Annotated in this window: 24 protein-coding genes; 8 read left to right on the top strand and 16 right to left on the bottom strand. The window is 63.5% G+C overall.

Annotation, left to right across the window (positions count from 1 at the left end; translation table 11 throughout):
• Positions 1 to 2 precede the first annotated feature (2 nt).
• The 11 genes from V5735_RS12950 to V5735_RS12900 all read right to left on the bottom strand — a co-directional run bounded on the left by V5735_RS12950 (position 3) and on the right by V5735_RS12900 (position 6,834).
• On the bottom strand, positions 3 to 539 hold the full coding sequence (locus V5735_RS12950; RefSeq protein ID WP_423743899.1) for an XTP/dITP diphosphatase: 537 nt from the start codon (positions 537 to 539) through the stop codon (positions 3 to 5).
• A 39-nt stretch (positions 540 to 578) separates the two neighbouring features.
• On the bottom strand, positions 579 to 851 hold the full coding sequence (locus V5735_RS12945) for a DUF5808 domain-containing protein (protein ID WP_069449709.1): 273 nt from the start codon (positions 849 to 851) through the stop codon (positions 579 to 581).
• Between the two features lie 181 nt (positions 852 to 1,032).
• A complete protein-coding gene (locus V5735_RS12940) occupies positions 1,033 to 2,649 on the bottom strand; it encodes a bifunctional N(6)-L-threonylcarbamoyladenine synthase/serine/threonine protein kinase (protein WP_423743898.1) in 1,617 nt (538 codons plus the stop codon).
• Positions 2,650 to 2,784 carry a 30S ribosomal protein S27ae gene (locus V5735_RS12935; RefSeq protein ID WP_007976639.1) on the bottom strand — a complete coding sequence of 45 codons (135 nt, stop codon included), beginning with the start codon at positions 2,782 to 2,784 and terminating at the stop codon, positions 2,650 to 2,652.
• Positions 2,784 to 3,107 carry a 30S ribosomal protein S24e gene (locus V5735_RS12930; protein WP_007976637.1) on the bottom strand — a complete coding sequence of 108 codons (324 nt, stop codon included), beginning with the start codon at positions 3,105 to 3,107 and terminating at the stop codon, positions 2,784 to 2,786. Before V5735_RS12930 ends, V5735_RS12935 begins: the two co-directional genes overlap by 1 nt.
• A 77-nt stretch (positions 3,108 to 3,184) precedes the next feature.
• Positions 3,185 to 3,841 carry a DUF7504 family protein gene (locus V5735_RS12925; RefSeq protein ID WP_423743897.1) on the bottom strand — a complete coding sequence of 219 codons (657 nt, stop codon included), beginning with the start codon at positions 3,839 to 3,841 and terminating at the stop codon, positions 3,185 to 3,187.
• Between the two features lie 47 nt (positions 3,842 to 3,888).
• Positions 3,889 to 4,440 (bottom strand): GTP-dependent dephospho-CoA kinase family protein, encoded by a 552-nt coding sequence (locus tag V5735_RS12920; protein WP_423743896.1) that lies wholly within the window; start codon positions 4,438 to 4,440, stop codon positions 3,889 to 3,891.
• A gap of 4 nt (positions 4,441 to 4,444) precedes the next feature.
• Positions 4,445 to 4,642, bottom strand: coding sequence for a transcription elongation factor subunit Spt4 (gene spt4 / locus V5735_RS12915; RefSeq protein WP_423743895.1), 198 nt, complete (start codon positions 4,640 to 4,642; stop codon positions 4,445 to 4,447).
• Between the two features lie 2 nt (positions 4,643 to 4,644).
• Positions 4,645 to 5,217 (bottom strand): DNA-directed RNA polymerase, encoded by a 573-nt coding sequence (locus V5735_RS12910; protein ID WP_007976630.1) that lies wholly within the window; start codon positions 5,215 to 5,217, stop codon positions 4,645 to 4,647.
• 1 nt (position 5,218) lies between these two features.
• A complete protein-coding gene (locus V5735_RS12905) occupies positions 5,219 to 5,578 on the bottom strand; it encodes a PIN domain-containing protein (RefSeq protein WP_423746028.1) in 360 nt (119 codons plus the stop codon).
• 17 nt (positions 5,579 to 5,595) lie between these two features.
• The gene (locus tag V5735_RS12900) at positions 5,596 to 6,834 is read right to left on the bottom strand and encodes a translation initiation factor IF-2 subunit gamma (RefSeq protein ID WP_423743894.1); all 1,239 of its coding nucleotides are present in this window, start codon (positions 6,832 to 6,834) and stop codon (positions 5,596 to 5,598) included.
• Between the two features lie 146 nt (positions 6,835 to 6,980).
• Here V5735_RS12900 and V5735_RS12895 point away from each other — a divergent pair, with 146 nt between their 5' ends.
• From V5735_RS12895 to V5735_RS12880, 4 genes are all read left to right on the top strand, one after another.
• Positions 6,981 to 7,916 (top strand): winged helix-turn-helix domain-containing protein, encoded by a 936-nt coding sequence (locus tag V5735_RS12895; protein WP_423743893.1) that lies wholly within the window; start codon positions 6,981 to 6,983, stop codon positions 7,914 to 7,916.
• Positions 7,917 to 8,020: 104 nt separating this feature from the next.
• The gene (locus V5735_RS12890; protein WP_423743892.1) at positions 8,021 to 8,287 is read left to right on the top strand and encodes a hypothetical protein; all 267 of its coding nucleotides are present in this window, start codon (positions 8,021 to 8,023) and stop codon (positions 8,285 to 8,287) included.
• 286 nt (positions 8,288 to 8,573) lie between these two features.
• On the top strand, positions 8,574 to 9,608 hold the full coding sequence (locus V5735_RS12885; protein ID WP_423743891.1) for a DUF5787 family protein: 1,035 nt from the start codon (positions 8,574 to 8,576) through the stop codon (positions 9,606 to 9,608).
• A gap of 68 nt (positions 9,609 to 9,676) precedes the next feature.
• Positions 9,677 to 11,047, top strand: coding sequence for a PGF-CTERM sorting domain-containing protein (locus V5735_RS12880; RefSeq protein ID WP_423743890.1), 1,371 nt, complete (start codon positions 9,677 to 9,679; stop codon positions 11,045 to 11,047).
• Here V5735_RS12880 and V5735_RS12875 read toward each other — a convergent pair.
• The 3 genes from V5735_RS12875 to V5735_RS12865 all read right to left on the bottom strand — a co-directional run bounded on the left by V5735_RS12875 (position 11,044) and on the right by V5735_RS12865 (position 15,180).
• Entirely contained in the window at positions 11,044 to 11,862 is an 819-nt protein-coding gene (locus tag V5735_RS12875) for an MBL fold metallo-hydrolase (protein ID WP_423743889.1), read from the bottom strand. The two genes, V5735_RS12880 and V5735_RS12875, sit on opposite strands and share 4 nt — an antisense overlap.
• Positions 11,863 to 11,936: 74 nt before the next feature.
• Positions 11,937 to 13,265: an ATP-binding protein gene (locus V5735_RS12870; RefSeq protein ID WP_423743888.1), complete on the bottom strand. Its 1,329-nt coding sequence runs from the start codon at positions 13,263 to 13,265 to the stop codon at positions 11,937 to 11,939.
• 88 nt (positions 13,266 to 13,353) lie between these two features.
• Positions 13,354 to 15,180 (bottom strand): flippase activity-associated protein Agl23, encoded by a 1,827-nt coding sequence (locus tag V5735_RS12865; RefSeq protein WP_423743887.1) that lies wholly within the window; start codon positions 15,178 to 15,180, stop codon positions 13,354 to 13,356.
• A 142-nt stretch (positions 15,181 to 15,322) separates the two neighbouring features.
• On the opposite strand from V5735_RS12865, the gene V5735_RS12860 reads away from it, so the two are divergent.
• The 3 genes from V5735_RS12860 to V5735_RS12850 all read left to right on the top strand — a co-directional run bounded on the left by V5735_RS12860 (position 15,323) and on the right by V5735_RS12850 (position 18,917).
• Entirely contained in the window at positions 15,323 to 16,465 is a 1,143-nt protein-coding gene (locus V5735_RS12860; RefSeq protein WP_423743886.1) for a thiolase family protein, read from the top strand.
• 115 nt (positions 16,466 to 16,580) lie between these two features.
• On the top strand, positions 16,581 to 17,090 hold the full coding sequence (locus tag V5735_RS12855) for a hypothetical protein (protein WP_423743885.1): 510 nt from the start codon (positions 16,581 to 16,583) through the stop codon (positions 17,088 to 17,090).
• 210 nt (positions 17,091 to 17,300) lie between these two features.
• Positions 17,301 to 18,917 carry an ArnT family glycosyltransferase gene (locus tag V5735_RS12850; RefSeq protein ID WP_423743884.1) on the top strand — a complete coding sequence of 539 codons (1,617 nt, stop codon included), beginning with the start codon at positions 17,301 to 17,303 and terminating at the stop codon, positions 18,915 to 18,917.
• A gap of 112 nt (positions 18,918 to 19,029) precedes the next feature.
• Here V5735_RS12850 and V5735_RS12845 read toward each other — a convergent pair whose 3' ends face one another.
• Complete coding sequence (locus tag V5735_RS12845; RefSeq protein WP_423743883.1) at positions 19,030 to 20,700, bottom strand: aldehyde ferredoxin oxidoreductase family protein; 1,671 nt, start codon at positions 20,698 to 20,700, stop codon at positions 19,030 to 19,032.
• Positions 20,701 to 20,871: 171 nt separating this feature from the next.
• Here V5735_RS12845 and V5735_RS12840 point away from each other — a divergent pair, with 171 nt between their 5' ends.
• Positions 20,872 to 21,447: a DUF7344 domain-containing protein gene (locus V5735_RS12840; RefSeq protein ID WP_423743882.1), complete on the top strand. Its 576-nt coding sequence runs from the start codon at positions 20,872 to 20,874 to the stop codon at positions 21,445 to 21,447.
• Here V5735_RS12840 and V5735_RS12835 read toward each other — a convergent pair.
• Positions 21,413 to 23,305: a cation:proton antiporter gene (locus V5735_RS12835; RefSeq protein WP_423743881.1), complete on the bottom strand. Its 1,893-nt coding sequence runs from the start codon at positions 23,303 to 23,305 to the stop codon at positions 21,413 to 21,415. The genes V5735_RS12840 and V5735_RS12835 overlap by 35 nt on opposite strands.
• Between the last annotated feature and the right edge of the window lie 50 nt (positions 23,306 to 23,355).

Below are 23,355 nucleotides of genomic sequence, written 5' to 3'. Positions count from 1 at the left end.
CGTTACTGCTCCGCCAGCCAGTCCGCGAACTTCGCCAGCGCGCGCCCGCGGTGGGAGATGGCGTTCTTCTCCTCCGTGCTCATCTCCGCGAGCGTCTTCCCCTCGTGTTCGAAGATGGGGTCGTAGCCGAATCCCCCGTCGCCGCGCGGCGCGACGAGCGTCCCCGGCACCGCGCCGGAGAAGGTCTCCGCGTTCTCGCCGTCGTAGTAGGCGACGACGCAGCGGAAACGCGCACGGCGGTTCTCCTCGCGCTCGGCGAGTTGCCAGACGCGCTCGACGCCGAGCGTGTCCTCGACGTAGGCCGAGTAGGGTCCCGGAAAGCCGCCGACGGCATCGATGAACAGGCCCGCGTCGTCCACGACGATGGGTTCCTCGCCGCCCGTCTCCTCGAACGCCTCCCGCGCGCCGTGGAGCGCGATTTCGGCGAGGTCGTCGCTCTGGACCTCCGTGTAGTCGTAGTCGATTTGACGAACCTCGTCGTCCAGATACTCGCGCGCCTCGCGGACCTTACCCTCGTTGCCGGTGACGAACCGAATCATACGCGAGAGAGAGTCGCGCGGGGAAAAAGAAGCGTCGAATCAGTCGTCGTCGACGATGACTTCGACGGGCTCGTTTTCGGATTCCGTCTCGGCGCCTTTGTTGCTCTCCATCCAGAACATGAGTCCGGCGACGGCGAGGATGACCCACGAGCGCCAGTTGGCGAGGTTGAGCGTGTAGCCGATGCCGAACGGCTTTTCGACCAACATTCCCTCGCCGGGCTTCCAGTAGGCCGAGAGCATTCGGCCCATGCTGGGTCGTTCGAAGTTGTACGGGACACCGAAGAGCGTGCCGGAGGTTTCCTTGTCGGACATGTGATAAACATGGGCCGCACCTATTATAGCGTTTGGGGCATTGGATTGGAAGGGTTGCGCGGACGCTACGGTGCGTTCGCCAACGGAGAGAATCGAGGCAGACAGCGATGAAGACGGCCACAACGGGACGGTAATTGCGAAGGGAAATCAGACGCGGGAATTTTCGGCGCGAAAATCGGCGCTACTGATACCGACCGCGCCCTTCGATTTCGCGCAGTTGGTCGAGCACCGCGTCGTCACCAGCCTCCGCGTAAGCCGATTCGAAGGCACGCTGGAGTTCCGCGGCGTCGTCGGCGGTTCCGGCGAGGCTCTGGCTGAAGACGTGCAGGTCCATCGCGTAGTCCTCCACGTCGGCCGAGTAGTAGCCCAAGCCGAAGTCGATGACGTAGGTGCGGTCGGCGGAACAGCGGAGGTTCCGCGTCGTCGGGTCGCCGTGGACGATGCCGTTTCGGTGAAGGGTTCCGAGGTGCCGACCCACGTCGCGCACCCGGTCGGCAGTGAGTTCGTCCCGAAGGTCGGCGTCGCCGACGTGTTCGAACTCGATGGCCGACTCCGCGAGGTCGACGTCGTAGACGACCGGCGTCGGAACGCCCGTACGCCGCGCGTCGCTGGTGAGACGCGCTTCGAGCGTCGTCCGTTCCTTTCGTAGAGTGGCGTCGAGCGAGGAGTGCCGGTAGGATTTCGGCGTCCGGCGCTTCGTCACGCGCTCCGGGCCGATGTCCACCGTCGCTTCCGCACCGCGAACCTCGTCGGCCTCGTCGGAACGGAAGGCGTCGGCTTCCCTCCCGCGCCACGTAACGGACACCTGGTCGGGGCGGAAGTTCGAGTCCACGGCCGAGTCCGCGACTGGAATCGTATCGCCCGCCGCCAGCATCTCCGCGCCGAGGACGGCTATCATTCCGGCGTTGTCGCTCAAAAACCTCGGTTCCGGGGCGTAGAATTCCGCGCCGCGCTGCTCGCACATCTCGGCGAGCATCTCGCGGAGGCGCGCGTTGTTCCCCACGCCGCCGCCGAGGACGAGTTCGTCCCGGTCGGTCAGCGAGAGGGCGCGTTCGGCCACCTCCGTCAGCATGGCGAAGATGTTCTCCTGCAGCGAGAAACAGACGTCCTCGACGGCGTGGCCGTCGTCCACGGCCTGCTTCGCCGCGCTCATGATGCCCGAAAACGAGAAGTCCATCCCCTTCACGACGTAGGGCAGGTCGATGTACTCGCCGTCCGTCGCGGCTTGCTCGACCTTCGGCCCGCCGGGATGGGACCAGCCGACGTGGCGGGTGAACTTGTCGATGGCGTTGCCGACGCCCGTGTCCATCGTCTCGCCGAGGACGCGGTACCGACCGTTTCGGTAGCCCAAGACGTGGGCGTTGGCACCGCTCGCGTTCAGACAGACGGGGGAGTCGAAACCGGAACGTTGCCGACCGATTTCGAGGTGGGCGACCATGTGATTCACGCCGACGAGCGGTACGTCCAACGATTGGGACAGGGCGCGCGCCGCCGTCCCGACGATGCGCAGACACGGGCCGAGTCCCGGCCCCCGCGAGAAGACAACGGCGTCAACGGGCGACGCCCGTTCGCTCGACGAACTTCGCTGATCGGCGTCGATGTCCCCGGCCGCCTCGTCCAACGTCGTCTCGATGACGCGGGGAATCGCATCGCTCATGTGTTCCGCGGCTTCGCGCGGATGAATGCCGCCGCTCTCGGGTTGATAAGCGTCAGTTTCGATAAAAACCGCATCCGTCTCAGAATCGAAGAGAGCCGCGCTGGCCGCCCACGCAGTCCCTTCGACGCCGAGGATTCGCATTTACTTCCACTCGGTGTAGCTGCACTTGCCGCAGTGAAGCCGGTCGCCGTGGTCCGCGAGGAACGAGTCGCCACAGCGCGGGCACTGCTCGCGCTCGGTCGTACCGTCGTCGTTGTAGAGTTCGTGTCGCGGCATTATTCAGCCTCCTCGGCTTCCGGTTCCGCCTCGCCTTCGGAGTCGGCCGTGATCTTGTTGCGTTCGAGCATGTAGTCTTGCTCGATGTCGCGGGCGTGCTCGGAGCTGTCGTAGACCTTCGCGTAGCCGACGGTCTTGCGCATGCCGAACTTGGTGTTCATCTCGTGAACGACCACTTCGTCGGCGTTCTTGTCGAGTTTCGCCGCGAGACTGTCGCGGACGGAGAGACGCGACGGCGTTGCCTCGTCGTGAACGATCTGGAACCGCACTTCAGTCCGGTGGAGCATTGGGTTTTGCTCCTGTGAGAGGATTTCGACTTCCATGTGTAACACTCAGTTATAGTGTTCTTCTCCCCGAAGCGTGTAAAAGGATTTCGAAGTGGGCGATTCCACCGATGGAATCACAGCGGAAGCCACGGCGAGCGAAGGTCCCGGTCGGGGAAGTGCCACCGCTCTTCTCGCCCCGCATCGACCCGGTACTCGACGATTCCGTCGAACAGCGGCGCGAGGGTACCCACGAGCTCGTGGTCGTACGGCCGCGGAAGGACGTAGTGTCCCATCCCGTTCGCGCCGCGGACTTGCCCGCCGACGATACCGAGGAACTGCCGAACGAGCGTCGGGTCGTAGCGCGTCAACATCGACGCCAGCGAGTCGAGACCGAAACGAAGTTCCCCCGGTCGAAAACCGCCCGGAACGTCGAACGACGTTATCGCCTCCGAGATAGAACAGGTGAGCTCGCGGATACCAGAATCGACGCGAACGACCGGGGATCGAACGTGCGGCGGCATCGCGTCCGTGTCGTGTGCAATAACGGTCGCAGTTTCGTCGAGCGTCGCCTTCGGGAGCCGTTCGTACACCGTCGTTCTGGGCGTCCCGGACAGGACCGCGACCCGGAACCGCCGCTCGTCCGGGTCGCCGAACAGTTTCCGACTCGCCGCCGACAGCACGTCGTCCGGGACGGAACCGACGAGGAGGAGGTTACACCCCTGCTGCTTTAACTGCTGGAGCGTCCGAGCGAACTCGGTCGCAACCACCTCGTCAGTTTCACGCCCATCCATCGTGATACAATTGTGAGAGTCATCGTATAAACCGTTTGGCCTGCTAGCTATCGACGGTCAGCGTAGCCGACGAGCGAAAACAGCCGCTCCGTCTCGCCGTCCATTCGCGCCAACAAGTCGGCGACTTCGGCCTGTAACTCGGGTGAAACCCGCGCCAGCACCATTCCTTCATCGGGTTGTCCGTAGACGACGCTCGCACCCGTCGGGACCGCGAGAACAGCGGGAAGCGCCGCGAGGTCCTCCTCGCCCTCGACGACGAGGACCGTCGGGTCGGCCACCTCGATGGCCGCAACAAGGGCCGTGAGGAGGTCGTCCGTGAGGACGCCCGCCGGGTTCTCGACCGTCACACGTCGGGCGTCGTCGCTGACCGCCTCGCGCACTTCGGGGGTAACGCGCTCGCGTTTCGTGATGCCATCGACGAGCGCGACGTCCGGCGTGACGCCCGCCGATTCGAGGTGGTAGGTGACGACATCGCCGACCGCGACGATGGGTGCCTCCGCTGCTTCGAGCAGTCGCTCCGCGTCGGTGAAAATCGGTCCGAGTGGCTCCTTTAACTCGCCGCGCAACGCGCGCGGGAGCGAAACGACGGTTTCGGTCACGAGTCTATCTGACTTTCAGCGCGTAGCTACCCGGCTTCGTGACTTCCATCTCCTGCCCGATTTCGCTCTCTTCGGGGTGGGCGATGGAGACGTAGCCGCTCCAGTCCTCGGTGAGGCTGGTGGAGTTGCAGATCGGACAGATCTCCTCGTCCGCTTCGACGACGGCGTGACAATCGCGGCAGGCGAGTCGGTTGCTTGCCATGGTTATTCACTCTCTGTCGTCGCGTGACGTTTCTGTCGGTCTTCTTTCAGCCAGCCGTGCTTTCCGAGGCCGACCTGCTTTGCCGTGAGACCGATTTTGCTCTCGCGCGGGTTGCGCTCGTCGATGCTCTTCGTGACGATACGCGTTCGAACCGAGTCGCCGACGCCGAGGGCGCGGTTGGACTCGCGGGAGGCGAGCGCTTGGCCCTCCTCGTCGAACGCGAGGTATTCGTCCGAAATCTGTGAGACGTGGAGCAGGCCGTCCACCGGTCCGATACCGACGAACGCCCCGAAGTTGACGACTTCGACGACTTCGCCGTCGACGACTTCCTGCATCTGCGGGTCGAACGTCAACGCGTCGAACTCCGCTTCGTAGTAGACGCCGGGGCGGTTGGGCAACACTGCGCCCTCGCCGATGTCGTGGACTTCGGTGACGCTGACGACGCTGCCAACGTCCTCGTCCATCCGTCCTTCGAGTTTGTCCTGTAGTAGCCGCTTCACCAGTTCCGGCGTAACGTCCGCGAGGAACTGGGGAGGTACTTCGACCGTGTCCTTCAATCTGGCCCGTTTGTACATGCTATGGTTGAGTGATTGCGAGTTTGTTCTTCCCCCTTATATGAATTACCGGTACGCCAGCGTCGAGCAGGCGCGTCCGAAGGGGTGCGTCGTTCGTGACAACGAAGTCGAACTCGGGACCGAGTTCGACCAACGCGTCGTCCGCGTACGATTCCTCGTGGTCGATGGTTCGACAGCGCGTCGCCAAGTCGGCACCCACACTCGCCGCGGTTGCCTCCTTTCCGTTGCCCCGTGATAGGCCGTCGAGTTCGTCGAGAACGGCGCGGGGCGCGACGCACTCGAATCGACCCAATAGCCGGTCGAGTTCGTCGAACACCCTGACGCCGGATTCGACGGGCATCATGAGGGCACTGGTATCCATGACGACGGTGGGAACCATCAGTTCTCGGTCGTGAGCGTCCCGATGCCGATGAGCCGCCAGCGAGCGCCGATACGGCGGTTGATGGCGATTTTGGCACCTTCGGGTGCGCAAACGGGACGCTTGAGCGAGACTTCACACTCGTCGTCGCGCGCGCTGGTGACGGCACCGACCGTCGTCGCCGTCCCGACCGTCAGCATGAGCGGTTCGCCCGTGCTGATTTCGTCCACGTTCTGCTCGTCCATGCCGACGAGACGGTCGAGCAGGTCGATTTTCATCGTGAATTGCTCCCACGTCGGCGGGAGGCTACCGGGCGTCCCCGCGACCTGTCCGGCGAGCGCGTCGCCCTTGGTGAGGCTCGGGTCCAAGCCGGTTCCGACGCCGAGGAGTCCGCCGGGCGTCACCTCGTCTACCATCTCGCCGCCCGCTTGGAGGGACCGGACGTCGGTCTGGATGGGTTCCCACTGCGTCTGTCCGCCCTCGTCGATTTCGCGGCCGGGTCGAAGTTCGAGTTCGTCGCCCTCGGTGAGTTTCCCCTGGACGAGACTGCCGCCGAGAACGCCGCCGGTGAGGTCGTCCCACGTCGTTCCGGGACGGTTGATGTCGAAACTGCGGGCGACGTACATCTGTGGTTCGTCGTTCGGGTCGCGTTCCGGCGTCGGAATCTCCTCCTCGACGGCCTGAATCAGCAGGTCGATGTTGACCTCCTGTTGGGCGCTGATCGGGACGACCGGCGCGTCTTCGGCGACCGTTCCCTCCACGAACTCCTGAATCTGTTCGTAGTTGCGCCGCGCTCGGTCGGGACTAACCAGGTCGATCTTGTTCTGTGCGATGACGATGTTCTCGATGCCGATGATGTCGAGCGCCATCAGGTGTTCTTCCGTCTGGGCCTGCGGGACGTTCTCCGTGGCCGAGACGACGAGCACCGCGCCGTCCATCAGCGACGCTCCCGAGAGCATTGTCGCCATGAGCGTTTCGTGGCCGGGCGCGTCCACGAACGATACTGTTCGAATCGGTTCGCTTTCCGAACCGTCGGCGCACGTCTCGTCTACCGTGTAGCACTCCGGCGCATCGACGTCCGGGCACTGCCGGAACGTCGCGTCCGCATATCCGAGTCGAATGGAAATCCCCCGCTTCATCTCCTCGGAGTGCTGGTCGGTCCATTCTCCGGAAAGAGCCTGCACGAGCGTCGTCTTTCCGTGGTCTACGTGGCCGACGAGTCCGATATTCACCTCCGGTTGGTTGTGTGTTCCTGTCAACGTTGACCTCCTGAAGTAATTTGTCGTAGATTCGGCCCGAACGACTGATAAACCTACTGTTCTCGTATGGGCCGCATTCTTGACAAGGACGTTACAAAACTGTAATTCAGGTAACGTTTTATTCGCTTCCCGACGATAGTACAAGCATGAGCAGCGATACCGGCAGCGATACCGGCAGCGATACCGGATTACAGCAGTGTGAGGACTGTCTCGCACCGGCGGAGGCGTTCTCGGTCATCGCCAACGAGACGCGCCTCTCGATTCTGGAGGCGCTCTGGCAGGCCCCGGAGCGGCCGGTCGGCTTCTCGGAACTCCGCAAGGAGGTCGGGATGCGCGACAGCGCCCAGTTCAACTACCACCTGAAGCAGTTGACCGACCACTTCGTCGTTCGAACCGACGCGGGCTACGACTTCCGACAGGCCGGGAAGAAGGTCGTGAGCGCGGTGCTGGCCGGGTCGTTCAACGAACACCCGCACCTCGACCCCATCGAACTCGACGAGACGTGCGTGGACTGCGACGCCCATCTCCGGGCGGCCTACGAGGAGGAGACCCTGACCGTCGCCTGCCCCGACTGCGGCAAAGCCCACGGCAACTACCCGTTCCCGCCCGGCGGCCTGAACGACCGAACGGACGACGAGATAATGGACGCGTTCAACCAGCGCGTGCGCCACCTCCACTGCCTCGCCGCCGACGGCGTCTGCCCGGAGTGCAACGGACGGATGGAAACGACGGTGACCCGCGACACCGAGGACCTCCTCGGCACGAAGGTCCGGGTGGACCACGAATGTGCGCAGTGTCACCACCAACTCCACTCGACGGCCGGACTGTCGCTCCTCGACCAATCGCGGGTCGTCACGTTCTACAGCGACCACGGCATCGACCTCTGCACGAAGCCGTTTTGGGCGCTCCCGTGGTGCGTGGAGGACGAGAACACCACGATTCGCTCGGAGGACCCGTGGCGAGTCCACGTCACGATTCCGCTTGACGACGAAACGCTCGACGTGACCCTCGACGGCGACATGGCCGTCGTCGAAATCGAGCGCACCCGCTCGTCCGCAACCGACGCGAAAGGCGCAGTATGACATTTCATTTACAGGAACGGACTTCAGTAGCGTATCCTACAGAAGTGTTTTTCAGCTAACAGTTTTGTCGGTAGCTCCCCTCCGTTCAAACGAGGAGAGCACCCATGAAGTACGAGACCACCACCGGACTCGCCGAACCGACTCCCGGCCACGGCATCGTTCGCCGAGCACTCGCCACCCTGTTCGTCTCCGCGCTCGGCGTCGCAAGCGCCCTCGCGGTCGGCACCGCGTTCGTCTACGGCGCGGAGTTGGCCGGAGCGGGCGTCCCGGTACTGCTTCTCGGCTGGGCGGCCAGCATCGGCGTTGCGTTCGCGCTTCCGTTCCTCGTCGTCCGCCTCGTCACCGCGGCCCTCACCGCGTTTCGACTCTGAGACATCTCGCGGCCATCTTCCCGCTGACGTCCCTCTTTCCCGTTCGTTTTGATGAAGGCGGTTTTCGAACACCCGCGCTACGACATGGTGTGGTCGAGAGCGACCGAATCGTAACGGCCCGGAAGCAGACCTCGAAAGCCCCCCACGCTCGCGGTTGCTGTGTGGGATATTCTGACCGCTCCGCCACGGAGGTAGGTTCGGCGGTCGAGAAGTCGAACGAAGGAGAATACGTCTCGACATCCCTGTTCCCGCGGCTTTTTTGCCGACCGAATCCCTCTGAGGAGTCGTGCGAGAGTTCCCGTTCGAGTTGGCGTTGTGCGCCCATCTGGAAGCGACGACTGACGACGTTATCGCCCGGCAGGTCGGCGCTGGCGTCCACGCGCCCTCGAACCGCATCATCGACGTGCTGTGCGTCGAACCCGGCCCGGACTTCGGCTCCCGGACGGATATCTCGGCGGAACGGATTCCCGACGCGGCAATCGAGAGCGACGTGGGCGTCGGGGAAGCGCGCTACTGGCGCGACGCCTTCGACACGTCGCCCGAGTACGCCCGAGGGGTAGTCGAACGGGCGGTCGAAGTGGGCTTCTTCGAGCGCGAGCGGCGGGGCGGCAGAGAGTACGTCCGACAGGTCGCCCGCTATCCCGACTGGTTCGGGCGACTGGTGGGAATCGAAAACAAACCCGATCTCTCGGACCCCGGCGACCTCGAAACGCAACTCCGCAAGGACGTGAGCCTCGGTCTCGTGGACGAGGTGATTCTGGCGACCGAGAGCTACGTCACCGGCGCGCACCTGAACCGCATCCCCGAGGAGGTCGGCGTCTGGCGGTTCCACGGCGGAGAGGAGGGAAGTGGAAATGGAGATGAAGTGGGAGAAAGAGGGGATGAAGGGAGAGATGGAGAAGAGGAAGGCGGGAAAATCGAAGTGATTCGAGAGCCGACGTCACTCGACACGGACGGAGCGGGGACGGAACTCATCGAGGAGCGCGTCGGGCGAACGGACGTTCGCGTGGCGAGCGCGGAGGGGAAAGCGAAACGACGACGGCGAATGGCCGAGCGCGCCTACGGAAAGGGCTGGCGGACGTACGACTTTCCGGCCTGCGGCGAAATCGAATCGCGGGGCGGCGCGGTGCCGTACTGTCGCTGGAAGGGCCGCGTCGTCGACCCCGCGCGCTGCGGGGCGGACTGTCCGGGCCACGACCCCGCCGACCCGCCAGCGGTCGATACCGATGCCGAGCGAGACGTTCGGACGCCGTGGGTCGCGGACCCGACAGGGCGGCAACGTCGGCAGGCGGGACTCGACAAGTTCGGGCGAGACGTATAAAATACAACCCGTTTTGGTCGAGGGTTGAAGTGTAAACATACAAGAACCGCGGTCAAGAAGGGGGTTATATGCAAACGCCCTCCCGACGGCAGTCGTTGGCCGTCGGCGCGATACTCCTGTGTTGCCTCTCCTTGTTCGCACCGACGCTCGCCGCGCAGTCGAACGGACAGGGAAGCGCTGCCGGTAACGGAAGCGTCGCCGATAACCCGTGTGTTGGAACCATCACCAGCCCTGCGAACGGAACGACCGTCGTCGCCGTACAGGGCTACTCGTGGGTAGACGGCGGACAGAAGCGAGAAGCGAAACTCGTCGCCATCGGCCCGAATGGAAACGTAAAGTGGGTCCATCACACCGGCGAGCACGGCATGGTCTGGGGCTACGACGTGGACCCGATGTCGAACGGCAACCTGTTCGTCACGGGAACGGCGAATGGGGAAACCGTCGTCTACGAGTTCAACCCTCGAACGCAGGAACACGTCTGGAAGGAGACGCTCCCCATCGAGGACACCCACGACGTGGACCTCATCAACAACGGGACGCAACTCCTCGTCGCCAACCTGCGCAACTACAACGAGGAAGAGAACAGGAACGACGACAGCATCTTCGTCTACGACCTCCAGAAGGACGAGGTGGTCTGGCGGTGGTACTTCCGGAACCACTACGACTCGGACGTGGGAGGAAACTACACCAAAGACTGGACGCACGTCAACGACGTGGACAAAATCGGTCCCGGCGAGTATCTCGCCTCGCCGCGCAATCTGGACCAAGCTATCGTCATCAACCGCTCGACGGGGAACATCGACATGCAACTCGGTTCCTACGGGGAGAAGGACATCCTCGACAAACAACACAACCCGGACTACTTGGAGAGCGAGGACGGCACCCCGACGCTCCTCGTCGCCGACTCCGAGAACAACCGCATCGTCGAGTACGAAAAGGAGGGCGACGGGTGGAACCGAACGTGGTCGCTCGGGAAGGGCGACGACCTCTCGTGGCCGCGCGACGCGGACCGCCTGTCGAACGGCAACACCCTCGTCGGCGACTCGAAACACGAACGCGTGATGGAGGTCACCCCGAAGGGGAAGGTCGTCTGGGAGTTCTACACGCCGTGGTTGGTCTACGACGTGGCGCGCCTCCCCGACGAGCGGGCCGAAAGCCCGACCATCGCCGACCAGAACGCCACTGGAAGCTACGCGTTCAAGGGGGCCACCCAGAAGTACGACGCGGAGTCGATGAAGCAGTGTAACGCCTACCTCAACTCCATCGACGGCTGGGCCGACGGGCAGAAACCGGCGAACACGACCACCTCGGACGAAACGGGCGTGCAGGACGACGACTCCGGCAACTCCGCCACGTCACTCCCCGGCTTCAACGTCGTCGTCGCGCTCGCCAGCCTGCTCGCCGCGGCCGCGCTGCTGGTCCGAGAGAATCGAGACTAAATCAGATACCGCTCGCCGTCAACCGCCAACGGCTCCTCGAACGCCTCTTCTTCGGGATAAAAGTGCGACACGTGCACCAGTCGCGTCTCCGCCGCATCCAGTTCGTCGGCCAGCGAGAGCGCACCCTCGCGCGTCATGTGCTTGTGCCCGAAGGTGCGCGGAACGCCGTCGTCGGTGTGGTGGCGGCCGCCCGCCGGGTGGTACTCACAGAGCGACGCGGGGACGATGGCGTCGGCCAGAAAGAGGTCGGCGTCCGACAGGGCCTCCCGAGACGCGTCCGGAATCGAATAGCCCGTGTCGCCCGTCAGAGCGAGTTTCGAACCGTCGTCCTCCACGACGACGCCGTAACAGACGAGCGGGGGGTGTTCGACCGGAACGAACGTCACGTCGAACCCGCACGCCGAAAACGACGAGAGCGGTTCTCGGTCGTGGACCGTGATTTGGTCGAGGTAGTCGAACTTGTCTCGAATCGCGTCGGAGACGCTCTCGCCCGTCTTCGGGTCGGTTTCGCCCGTCGCGTGGACGGGCAACGAATCGAACAGTCGATAGGCGTTCCCCAACCCGTCGAGGTGGTCGAAGTGGATGTGCGTGATGAGAATTTCGTCGGGGAGCGAAACGTCGTTGTCGAGAAACTGGGAGCGAAAATCCGGGCTGGCGTCGATGAGGAGCGATTCGTCCGTCTCCTCGTTGCGGACGTGAACCGAGAACCGCGAGCGTTCGACCCCGCGGTCCCGAGCCTCGCGGCAGGTGTCACAGTCGCATCCGACCGTCGGGGTGCCCGTTGTGTCGCCGGTTCCGAGGAGGGTGACTTCCATCGGTACAAGATGAACGGCGACGGATGCTAAAGGTCGCGGTCCGCGATGGTGGTGCAGGAAAAATCGTCGCGCCGTCAGTGGTCGTGGGAGTGACCGCTGATATCCCCGCCCGCGACCAGCGCGTCGTGATCGCCGTCTATCATGTCCATGTCCTTCAGGTGGTCGCGCTCCTCGAAGTCCTGAATCGCGTAGTGGAGGTCCTCCTGCGTGAGTTCCGTCCGTTCCTCGGTGAGCGCTTCGAGCACGGCCTCGCGGAGGACCAGTCGAAGGTCGCTCCCGGTGAGTCCCTCGGTCATCTCCGCGATTTCGTCGGGGTCGAAGTCGGCGATGCGCATCCGCCGGGTGATGACCCGAAGGATGTCCGAACGCATCTGCTCGTCCGGTTTCGGGAAGTTCAGGATGTCGTCGAAGCGCCGCCACGCCGCCGCGTCGAGTTGGTCGGGGTGGTTGGTCGCGCCGATGAGCAACACGTCGTCCTCGATGAGCGAGATGTTGTCGATGCTCTTGAGGAGCGTGTTGACGGCGCGTTTGATGGCCGCGTGTTCGTCGCTTCGGCGGGTTTTCGCCACGAAGTCGAACTCGTCCATGAAGAGGATACACGGCGAGAGTCGCTTCGCCACCTCGAACACCTTCTCGACGTTCTTCGCCGTCTCGCCGAGGTACTGGCTGGTTATCATCGACAGTTTGACTTCGACGAACGGGAGGTCCAAGTCGTATCCCAGCGCCCGCGCCGTCGAGGTTTTGGCGGTTCCCGGCGGGCCGACGAAGAGGAGTTTCCCGATTTCGCGCAGCCCGATTTCGGCCAGATACTCGCGGTGCTCGATGGCCTTGACGATTTTGTGGATTTCGGCCTCTTGGTCCTCCGTGAGCACGAGGTCGTCCAGCGTCAGTTCGACCTCCTCGGGCGCGTGGATGTCCACGAGGTCGAGCATGCTCTCCCCGTCCTCGTCTTCGTCCTCGTCGAAGTGCTCTTCGAGCAGGCTGTCTATCCACGCCCGGTCGGACTGGACCGGCCGGTTTGCTTCTCGCACCGCCTCGTAGGACGCGTCCACGCCGTCGCGGCCGGAGAGCGCGTACGCGAGCGTCGGGTTCGCGGCGATTCGCTCCTCGTCGCGGTCCACGAACCACTCTTCCGCCATCTCCTGTTGGGTGAGTTCGATGCTCCCCGAGAACGTATCCCGGTCGGTGAACATCAGTTCGGAGATCGCTTCCCACGGTTGGTCGAGGCCGGTCGCCTCGCGCGCCGTCTCGACGGTCGTCCGAAGCGGTCGCTCTATCGTTCCGTCGTGCCAGAACACCTGCCGAATCTTCGGCGGCAGGTCGTTTTCGTCCAGATTTCGGTTCTCACTGTAGACCCGTGCAGTGAGCAAGAACTCGATTACGTCCAGCGCCCCGCTGTTCATTCTCCCGTGGGTAATCACGGGAGAATCTTAAGGCCGTCGGAGACGTTCCGCTCGCTACGCGTTTCGAGAGCCGAAAGGAAGGGCCGACCTACGCTGTCGGGGTGGTATTCGACGGCAGAGAGCTGTTCTGGACGTAGATGACGGTCGTGCTGATGTGACACCCGCTGTTGAAGCCGAAGCGCTGGAACTCGTAGCGCGTGTAGCCGGACATGTAGCCCTCGATGTCCTGTGCGGTGCTGTCTTGGCTGGTGCAGGTGGAGACGTCGGCGGGGGCGATGACTATCGGCGGTTTGTCGCCGCCGAGGTCGGTGGCGTTCGTCGTGCTCGCAATCTTCGCGTCGGCGGTGTCGAAGTACCACGCGAGCGGGAGGCGGGCGAACCATCCACCGCCGCCTTCACCCGCTTCTACCGGATACACGTCGTCGGCGGCCTCGTTCGACGAGTAGAACTTGCTCCCGTAGAACAGCACGTCGGTTCCCTCGTTCTCGCGTGAGATGCGCTGGAGGTCGCGGATGAGCGGTTTCGCATCGGTCGAGGACGATTGGGCGTACTGGACGAACTGGTTGTCCGGGTCCTGCGGATGCTGATAGGACGTGCTGTAGGCGGTCGTCCCGACGGACCCGACGACGAGCAGGAGGAGAACCGCGGCGGCGGCGAGGCTCACGTCGTCGTGGTCCTCGTACGCTTCCCATCCCCAGCGGAATATCAGCGCGAGGCCCACCGCCGCGGGGAACGCAAGCGGGACGATGGCGTGGACGGTCGCCCAGCCCGCCTTGATGTCCATCACGAGCGGATACCCGAGGATGCTGACGACGCCCCAGTAGAAGCCGAGCGAAACGAGATCGCGCGGGCGGTCGCCGGAGTAGCGGTCGACGATGAAGCCCACGACGGCGAGGATGCAGAGCGCGAGCGCGCCGACTTTCAGCGACGTGAGGAAGTGGTCGAGGTAGGGAAGGTAGGCGTGGTCCGTGTGTCCCTGCCATCCGATGAACTCGTTCGCCACGTCCGTCGTCGCGGCGGTGAACACCTTCGGAATCATCGACGGATGCGAGAAGGATTTCCAGAGCCCCGGACCGGGTTGGTCCTGGGAGCGCGGCGCGTAGAAGAACACGATGATGGCGAGGGCTTCCAGCGCGGCGACGAGTGCGATACCGACCCCTTTGAGAAGCGAGTTGACGACCGACCTGTCCCGCTCGTACAGTCGGAGCGCACCGTTCCTGATTCGCGGCGGAATCGCCGCGCCGATTCCCTCGTTGCCGACGCGTCGAAGAAAGAGACGGTGGTCGTAGAGCAGTACGGCCCCGCCCGCCCAGCACGCCGCATACAGGAGGGCATTTTCCTTCATCGTGAATCCCAGCGTGAAACACGCGACGGTCGCGAAGACGTACCGGAGGCGACGGGTGTCGAAGTAGCGGACGACGAACCCGAGTGCGAACACCATTACGGCCGCGAGCATCACGTCGTTGCGCATGAATCGCGAGTAGTAGAGGAGAACGGGATTCATGGCGAAGAAGAAGGCCAGAGCGACCGTCTCGGACGCTCTGAGGCGCTTCCTGAACAGGAGCGCCGCGAGTGGGAGGAGGCCGCCGATGAGGGCGACGATGAGGCGCATGGTGAAGTCGTTCGCGCCGAACAGCGCGAACACGACGGAATCCATCTGCAACAAAAACGGGCCGTGGATGATGCGCCGATAGTACCAGACGCCGTTCTTGGCGAACCTGGACGCCCAGTAGGCGACGCGGGCCTCGTCCTGATGGGCGACGCGCGCGCCGAGATTTACGAGGCGGAAGGCGAGTCCGAACGCGGTGATGAGGACGACGAGGGGGACCGGTTCGGTGAGTCGCTGGAGGAGGCTTGATTCGTCGCTCGATGTGAGCGGGCGAGCACGCTTCTGGGCGGTGTCGGAACCTTGCATCGTCGGGAGTTACCGACGATATGGTTCGGGTCCGACCAAATAGTTTCTGAACCCGCACGGAAAGTCAATAAACTTACAAACTGTTTCTCATTTACTTCGAGTTCTACGGTCACTTAAGGGTCATGAGCGAGAATCGGGAACCATGGACAGCGATACCACACCAGTCATCGCAAAGGCGGTTCGGACCCCGCAGGGGAAAGAAGGCGGCGTGTACGCCGACGTACGGAGCGAGGACCTCTCGATTCCGCTCGTGGACACCATCCTCGACGAGACGGGACTGACGAGCGACCACGTGGACGACCTCATGTGGGGGGTCGCCCAACAGCGCGGCGAGCAGGACAACAACGTCGCGCGCGTCATCGCGCTCCTCTCGGACCTCGGCGAGGGGGTCCCCGCGACGAGCATCAACCGCTGGTGTGCCTCCTCGATGCAGGCGCTCATCAGCGCGAGCGACGCGATTCGGGCGGGCCAGCGCACGGCCATCATCGCGGGCGGCGTCGAGAACATGTCGCGCGTGCCGATGTCCGGCGGCTACGAATCCGTCCATCCGGGGCTGGCGGAACAGTACAACGTCCCGGAACTCCAGATGGGGATGACCGCCGAAAAGGTCGCCGAGAAGTACGACGTCTCCCGCGAAGAGCAAGACGAGTACGCGCTCCGGAGTCAACAGCGCGCCGCCGAGGCGACCGAAACCGGGCGCTTCGACGACGAAATCGTCCCCGTCGAAACCGAGGACGGACTGGTCGAGGAAGACGAGGGCATCCGCCCCGACACGAGCATGGAAGCCCTGCAGGGCCTCCCGAGCGTGTTCAAAGCCGAGGGCACCGTGACGCCGGGCAACGCCTCTCAGATTTCCGACGGCGCGGCGGCGCTCCTCGTCACCAGCAAGGCGTTCGCGGAGGACCACGGCCTCGACGTGCTGGCGACCGTCGGCGACAACAACGTCGCTGGCGTGGACCCGACCGTGATGGGAATCGGACCGGTTCCGGCCACGAAGGGCCTGCTGGAGCGCACGGGCGAGAGCATCGACGAGTTCGACCTCGTGGAACTGAACGAGGCCTTCGCCAGCCAGACGCTCTACAGCCAGCGCCAACTCGGCGTCCCGGACGAGAAGTTCAACGTCAACGGCGGTGCCATCGCCATCGGTCACCCGCTGGGTGCCTCCGGCGCACGCCTGCCCGTGACGCTCACCCACGAGATGCAAAAGCGCGACGCGAAGAAGGGCCTCGCAACCCTCTGTGTCGGCTTCGGTCAGGGTGCGGCGATTACGTTGAAGCGCGAGTAACTGCCGCGAATCGAAGGTTCGCGGTACTGCTTCTTACCGTATAGTAAATGAACATAGCTGGCCACCAATGGTCAACGAAGGGAAATCTTTTTGCGATTTATACGAACACCATAGTATGGGGATTCTGAGAACGGTTGAAGTGGGGAATATCGAACAACCGGGGCAGTTAGAAGCGGACGTTTTTGTTGAGCTCGTATCTAGTGAAATCACAGTGGAGTCTACTGCAAAGCTGGAAATCGGCGTGAAATGGCTCGGTGAGCCTACGGCTCTCTACTTTGGACAAACGAGTCCGATAGAACTACCAAAAAGGTGCTCCGAACCGGATGACGGGGTAGTTTTACTTCCAGACAATCACGGCTTTGAGAGAAAAGGTGATGAACCGGAGTGTTGGCGGGTAAATCTGGCTCCGGATGACGACTTTGGACATGCACTTGGGCTTCAGCGAATAGAAGTAGACGAAGGAGAGATACTATCCTGCCGAGTAGAAGTTTGGGGCGACCATAGATCGGATAGTTGCTTGTCACCGGGAAAGTATTCGTTCAGTGACGTTCTTTCTAGAGATGATAGATGTGAGACCCACGCTTGGAGTTTCGATATTCGCATACAAAATACCGTTAGTGAGTAACTATTCTGAGTTGCTCTCGAAACCCTCGAACGTTCGCGCCGCCGCTCCGAACGAATCGAAACCGCTTGGCAGGTCGGGGGACCCCCGCGCCTGCGGGTTCTTCCGTGCTTGTCTAAAAACGACTGGCACCGAGCAACTGGACGGACCGAACGTTCCATGCATCGATATTGGGCCATAGAATAATTACGCTGTGCGTCAAGTTCTCGGAACGTGCCCCAAAACCGTCCCTCCTCCGCGACGCTCGCGTGGATGGTTCCCGCCCTCCTCGCCGGTCTCGTCGTGTTCGCGGCCTACCTGCTCACGCATCCGTATCCCGCGACCGGCGGCGGCCTGTATCTGGCGATGGCCGACGCGATACGCGACAACGGCTACCGCCTTCCGGCGCGGGTTCCGCGGTACACGTCGAACGGGATTCCGTTCGGCTATCCGCCGCTCGCGTTCTACGTCGCCGCGTTTCTGCGCGATTTTCTCGGCGTCGGCCCGCTGACCCTGACACGCTTCCTACCCGGAATCGTCACCGTTCTGACCGTGGTTCCGGCCTATCTCCTCGGACGCGAGGTGTTCGCCGACGCTCCCGACCGAAACCGACGAGCGGGGCTCGCGGCACTCGTCGTCGCGGTCAGCCCCGCCGTGTTCAAGTGGCACCTCTCGGCGGGCGGCATCGTCCGCGCTCCGGCCTTCCTGTTCACCGTGACGGGGTTGTACGTCGGCATCCGGCTGTTTCGGACCCCGGAGAACCCCGTTCGCTGGGCGGTGGCGGGGGCGGTCCTGTTCGGCCTGTCGATACTCACCCATCCGTCGTACCCCGTCTTTTTCGGGACGAGCTATCTGGTCTTCTTCGTCGTCTTCGACCGCTCTGTCGCCGGACTGAAGCGCGGCGCGTTCGTCGCCGCGGGTGGCCTGCTCCTCGCGGTTCCGTGGTGGGGCCACATCGCGTCCGTCCACGGCATCGGCCTCCTCACCCGGACCGCCGGGTCGCGCCTCGGAATCGGTCGGGGAATCTTCTGGTTCCCCTCGAAGTTCCTCTATGCCCGCCGCACGCGGTTCCTCCCCGTCTGGCACGTCCTCACGCTCGTCGGCGTGGTCGCGCTTGCGGTGCGGAAGCGCTACTTCCTGCCGCTCTGGTTCGCCGCGACGGTCGTGATGTTCCCAAAGCCGCGATTCCTCATGCTCGTCGGCGCGTTCGTCGTCGCCGCCGTCGTGTTCGACTGGTTGCCGACCATCGCGGAGGCGGCGTCGAAGCGGGACGGCATCTCGACCGACGGCGGACGATTGCCGCGCGTTTCGCTCGTTTTGCTCCTGTTGCTTTCGACCTACGGCGTGGCGACCGGCGGCCTCTACGCCGCGAACTACGGGCCGGTCCCGGAGCGGCCGCTCCACCGACTTCAAAAGGAACCGCTCCCCTCGTACATCGACGGCGACGATATGACGGCGATGCGGTGGATTCGAGAGCGGACGCCGAGGGACGCGACGGTCCTCGTCGCCGGTGACGCCGCGGAGTGGTTCCCGGTGTTCGCCCATCGAACGGTCGCCGCCTCTCCGTGGGGAGCCGAGTGGCTGCCGCCCGAGGAGCGCGAACGGCAAATCTCGCTGTACCGGAACGCGTCGGCCTGCGCGTCGGCGACCTGCATCCGGCAAATTCTCGACAGGGACGACGTATCGCCCGAGTACGTCTATCTCACCCGCGAAGGGTCCCGGAGTTGGACCGCCCGCGAGACGCTGAATCGGGCACAGTGGACGGAGATGTTGGAACGCCTCGGAACGTCGAACGGGACGAGGGTCGTCTTCCGAAATCGGGACGTGGCGGTCGTGAAAGTCGATGGGTGACGATGATCGCCGAGAGAAGTGGTCGTCGAGTGAGAACGGTCGACGGCTGAAAATGGATGGTTGAAAACGGATAGCTGAAAACGGATAGCTGAAAGGAGACGAGCCGTCGGTCTCAGTCGTCCGCACTGATGGGACCGGACTTCACCGTGCCGTCGTCGTTCCACCCGCGTTCGGCGTAGTACTCCGAGAGGGCGTCCTCGAAGTCGGGCAGGTCGTAGGGGAGCGTGTCGTCCTCGCGGTCGAACCCGCGTTCGTTGTTGAAGTGCCGTTCGAGTTCGACGATTTCCGCGCCGGTATCCTGTAACTTCTCGTACTCCGTATCGAGCAGGGTTTCGAGGCGCTCCTCGGTCATGAAGTCGCGCGAGAATTTGCAGACGACGCCGCTGTCGAGGACGGCGTTGTGGTTTTCCTTCGCCACGATGAGCGGCGGTTTACCGTCAAGGCCTGTCGGGTCCACCGCCTCGTCCTTGCCGACGAGGGGGTACTCCTTCGAGTAGAACTCGGCGTACATGTGGTCCGCGCCGCGATTCGAGACGGCGAAGGCGAGGCCCTGTCCGTTCAGGGTGCGACCGTCGTGGGCGGAGAATTCGAGTCCCTTGACCGTCCAGTCCTCGACGCCGAGTTCGTCCGCGGCGCGGTGGACGCCCTCCGCGAGGAGGTCGCCTTCGTCCTCGCGGTAGGCGATCCTCTCCACGAGGTCGTGGACGAGTTCGTCGTTGCCGAACTCGTCGTTGGCGGCGAGGTAGGCCGAAATCACGTCTCCGCAGGAGATGGTGTCCATGCCGAGTTCGTCACAGAGGTCGTTCGACTTCATCACCGAGACGATATCGTCCACGCCCGCGTTGCTCCCGAAGGCCATCACCGTCTCGTACTCCGGGCCTTCGGTTTCCAGCCCCGTCTCCTCGTCCTTCGTCGGGAGTTTGCAGGCGAAGGCACACTGCGAGCAGGTGCCTTTCTTGTACTTCTTCTCGGCGACGGCCTCGCCGCCGATGTCGCTCGCGCCCTCGAACTCCAGTTCGGAGAAGTAGCGCGTCGGCAGTGCGCTCACGTGGTTCGCGTACTCGGTGACGCTGGTCGTCCCGGCCGATTTCATCGGGTGGTCGTTCGCGGTGGCGGCCTCCCGGTGGACGTCCGTCTGTACCGGGTCGATGTCGATGTCCGGGGCCGAGTCGCCCGCGAAACTGATGCACTTCACGCCCTTCGCGCCCAGCACCGCGCCGAGGCCGCCGCGACCGAATGCCCGGTGTTCGGTCGTCATGATGGACGCGAAGCGGACGCGGTTCTCGCCCGCCGGTCCGGCGACGACCAACTGCTCGTCGCCCAAACCGTGTTCGTCGGCCATGTACTCGCCGACCTCGGTGACGGTCGCTCCGGCGAGTTGGGGGACTTCTTCGAACTCGATTCCCTCGTCCGTGACGTGAACCGCTACCAGGTCGTCGCTTCGGCCGGTGACTTGCACCGCGCCGTACCCGGTGGCCGCGAAGTGGCGCGAGAGGAATCCGCCCGCGTTCGAGGAGAGCAGGCCGTCCGTCAGCGGCGAGACGCCGGTACAGTTCATCCGACCCGTGAAACTCATCGTCGAACACTGGAGCGGACCGGTGGTGAAAAAGAGGCTGTTGTCGGACCCGAACGGGTCCGCGTCGAACGGAATCCGGTCGTGTGCGAGTTTCACCCCGACGCCACGTCCGCCGATGAACGACGACAGCACGTCGTCAACGTCCTCGACGACGGTCGTCCGGTCGCCCACGTCGATAGTCAGGAGCGAACCTGTCGCGTGCAACATGAACGACGATGAGAGATTGAGAGTGATAAAGACACAGGTCGCGTTCCGGGAACCCGAAACGGGCTTGTTTCTCTGCGCCAAAGGTGTAAACAGACGAATATCTTTTTGCGGTCAGCTATCCAAGTGGGGGGTAGTGTATCGTACGGCCGGGACATCACACAGTCTTCGACAATGACCACCGAGCCACCGAGGGGGGAGGGGCGGATTTCGCCGGATACCGCGTTCGAAATCCTCACCAACCCGCGGCGTCGGTACGCCCTCTCTTACCTCGGGTCGAAGTCGGGACGGGTTTCCATCGGCGAACTCGCCGAGGCCGTCGCCGCGTGGGAGCAGGACACCAGCGTCGAACTCGTCTCCTCGAAGGAGCGAAAGTCGGTGTACACCTCGCTGTACCAGACCCATCTCCCGAAGATGGCCGACGCGGGCATCATCGTCTACGACAGACAGCGCGGACAGGTGCGACTCAGCGACACGGCGACCGAACTCGACAGATTCGTCAATCCGCCGTCGAAGACGCAAAACTGGAGTCGGTACTACCTCGCGTTGGCGCTCGTCGGTGGGGTCGCCATCGTCAGTAACCTCCTCGGGATGTATCCGTTTTCGCTCGTACACGTTCTCGTGTACGTCGCGCTGCTTCTCGCGGGATTCACCCTCCTCTCGGCGGCGAATTTGGAAGTCGTACGACGAAACCGAAGTGGAAACCGTGACTCGTCTATCGCGGATGACACAGCGAGATGGCGCTTCTGACGGCCGACTTGCGACCGAGGAAGGTCACGTGGTCGCCGTTCTGAAGCGTGAAGTCCTCGCTCGGAACTTGCGTCTCGCCGTCGCGGCCCACGAGCGCGATGAGAACGCCGTTCGGGAGTTCGGCGTCGAGTTCCTCGATGGTCTTGCCGACCATGCTCGGTTCGGTTACTTCTATCTCCTGTACGTCGCCGCTCCGTCCGAGTTCCGTCATCCAGTTCGAGAGCGCGGGGCGTTCGATAACGTTGTCGATGGCCCACGCGGTGGCGAGCGACGACGAAATCGTCCGAACCCCGAGGTCCTCGAAGGCGTCCACGTTGTCCGGGTTGTTCGCCCGAGCGATGATGGTCTCCACGTCGAACTTCGATTCGGCGAGTTGCGCGACGAGGAGATTCACGTCGTCGTCACCGGTCGCGGCGACCACGATTTTCGCGTTGTCGGCTCCCGCCGCCCGAAGGACTTCCGTATCGGTTCCGTCACCTTCGTGGACGGTGTAGCCCTCCTCACGTGCGGTCTGCAGTATCGTTTCGTCGTTCTCGATGAGCACGACGTTCTCTCCGCGGTCTTCGAGGCGTGCGGCGAGCGACCGGCCCACCTTTCCGCCTCCGATGATGAGTACACGCATTGGAATCACGTTCAGGTATTCTGCGATGTGTCGAGCGAATCCGCCCTCGAACACGACGGTCACGACGATGACGAGGAAGACGGTACCGATGAGCACCGCCGCCGCCGTCTCGGCGTTCGGAATCACGTCGGCTTCGTTCCGGATGCGAATCGCGAACAGCGTGGCGACCGACGCCGGGATGATGCCGCGCGGTCCGACGAGACTCATGAACGTCTTTTCGCCCCGCGTGAATCGGCCGCCGGAGGCCGAAATGAAGATGACCAGCGGCCGAATGACGAACATCACGGCGAGGACGACGACGATACCGCCGATACCGAGGTCGAACAAGTACGTCGGTTTCAGCTGCGCCGCGAGCGTGATGAACACGAACGAGAGAACGACGAGCGTGATGTCGCCCTTGAACTCCTCTATCTTCTCCTCGTACGGAAGGTTTGCGTTGCCGAGCAGGATGCCCGCCGTCGCGACGGCCGCGATGCCCGCTTCCTTGGCAACGAAGTCGGCGGCGGCGTACGCGGTCAGCGCCCCGACGAGAATCAGCAGGCGGGAGTTCTGTGGCGCGTTCCCTCGCGAGAGGTTGAGCCGGTGGAGTATGTACCAGAGAATACCGGCGACGACGAGACCGACGAGGACGCCGGTCCCGAGTCGGCGCACGAAGGACGCCAGAAACTCGCCGAAGTCGAACCCGTTCGACCCGGTGAGGACGAGAACTTCGAACATCACCACGGCGAGGATGGCGGCGGACACGTCGTTCGCGATACCTTCCGTTTCGAGCGCGGCACCGACTCGGTCTCGCACCGCCACGACCGAGAGTATCGGGGTGATGACCGTCGGACCGGTCGCCACGAGCAGCGACCCGATGAGAAGGGAGAGGTCCCACGGTTGCCCGAGCGCGTAGCGCACGACGGTGGCCGTCCCGAGCAACGAGATGAGGGCACCGACGGTGATGAGACGTATCTGTGCCGACGGTGCCTCCCGGAGTTTGTTCACTTTGAGGTGGAACGCCCCCTCGAAGACGATGATGGCGACGCTCAAGCCGACGATGGACGAGAGCGCGTCACCGAACGCCGACGGGTCGAGCAGCCCGAGTCCGACCGGGCCGAAGAGAACACCGGCCGAGATGAGAAACAGGACGCTCGGCACTTGAAATCGATCCGCGAGCACCTGTGAGACGACGCCCAGTCCGATGATGGCGGTGACTATGTACAGCAACTGCGCACTCGCTGCCTCGGCACTCACTGCTGGCCCTCCATGTATCGGGAAGGAAAAGCTGGACGGGTATAAAATAG

Origin of the sequence: Haladaptatus sp. SPP-AMP-3 (genome assembly GCF_049568665.1) — an archaeon.
Lineage (GTDB): Archaea > Halobacteriota > Halobacteria > Halobacteriales > Haladaptataceae > Haladaptatus > Haladaptatus paucihalophilus.
This window is presented reverse-complemented; position numbering and strand designations above follow the sequence as displayed.

Bases quoted from the DNA above. Each gene is read 5' to 3' on its own strand.
- V5735_RS12950 (WP_423743899.1), bottom strand. From the start codon at position 539: ATGATTCGGTTCGTCACCGGCAACGAGGGTAAGGTCCGCGAGGCGCGC.
- V5735_RS12945 (WP_069449709.1), bottom strand. From the start codon at position 851: ATGTCCGACAAGGAAACCTCCGGCACGCTCTTCGGTGTCCCGTACAAC.
- V5735_RS12940 (WP_423743898.1), bottom strand. From the start codon at position 2,649: ATGCGAATCCTCGGCGTCGAAGGGACTGCGTGGGCGGCCAGCGCGGCT.
- V5735_RS12935 (WP_007976639.1), bottom strand. From the start codon at position 2,784: ATGCCGCGACACGAACTCTACAACGACGACGGTACGACCGAGCGCGAG.
- V5735_RS12930 (WP_007976637.1), bottom strand. From the start codon at position 3,107: ATGGAAGTCGAAATCCTCTCACAGGAGCAAAACCCAATGCTCCACCGG.
- V5735_RS12925 (WP_423743897.1), bottom strand. From the start codon at position 3,841: ATGGATGGGCGTGAAACTGACGAGGTGGTTGCGACCGAGTTCGCTCGG.
- spt4 (WP_423743895.1), bottom strand. From the start codon at position 4,642: ATGGCAAGCAACCGACTCGCCTGCCGCGATTGTCACGCCGTCGTCGAA.
- V5735_RS12910 (WP_007976630.1), bottom strand. From the start codon at position 5,217: ATGTACAAACGGGCCAGATTGAAGGACACGGTCGAAGTACCTCCCCAG.
- V5735_RS12905 (WP_423746028.1), bottom strand. From the start codon at position 5,578: ATGGATACCAGTGCCCTCATGATGCCCGTCGAATCCGGCGTCAGGGTG.
- V5735_RS12895 (WP_423743893.1), top strand. From the start codon at position 6,981: ATGAGCAGCGATACCGGCAGCGATACCGGCAGCGATACCGGATTACAG.
- V5735_RS12890 (WP_423743892.1), top strand. From the start codon at position 8,021: ATGAAGTACGAGACCACCACCGGACTCGCCGAACCGACTCCCGGCCAC.
- V5735_RS12880 (WP_423743890.1), top strand. From the start codon at position 9,677: ATGCAAACGCCCTCCCGACGGCAGTCGTTGGCCGTCGGCGCGATACTC.
- V5735_RS12875 (WP_423743889.1), bottom strand. From the start codon at position 11,862: ATGGAAGTCACCCTCCTCGGAACCGGCGACACAACGGGCACCCCGACG.
- V5735_RS12870 (WP_423743888.1), bottom strand. From the start codon at position 13,265: ATGAACAGCGGGGCGCTGGACGTAATCGAGTTCTTGCTCACTGCACGG.
- V5735_RS12865 (WP_423743887.1), bottom strand. From the start codon at position 15,180: ATGCAAGGTTCCGACACCGCCCAGAAGCGTGCTCGCCCGCTCACATCG.
- V5735_RS12860 (WP_423743886.1), top strand. From the start codon at position 15,323: ATGGACAGCGATACCACACCAGTCATCGCAAAGGCGGTTCGGACCCCG.
- V5735_RS12855 (WP_423743885.1), top strand. From the start codon at position 16,581: ATGGGGATTCTGAGAACGGTTGAAGTGGGGAATATCGAACAACCGGGG.
- V5735_RS12845 (WP_423743883.1), bottom strand. From the start codon at position 20,700: ATGTTGCACGCGACAGGTTCGCTCCTGACTATCGACGTGGGCGACCGG.
- V5735_RS12840 (WP_423743882.1), top strand. From the start codon at position 20,872: ATGACCACCGAGCCACCGAGGGGGGAGGGGCGGATTTCGCCGGATACC.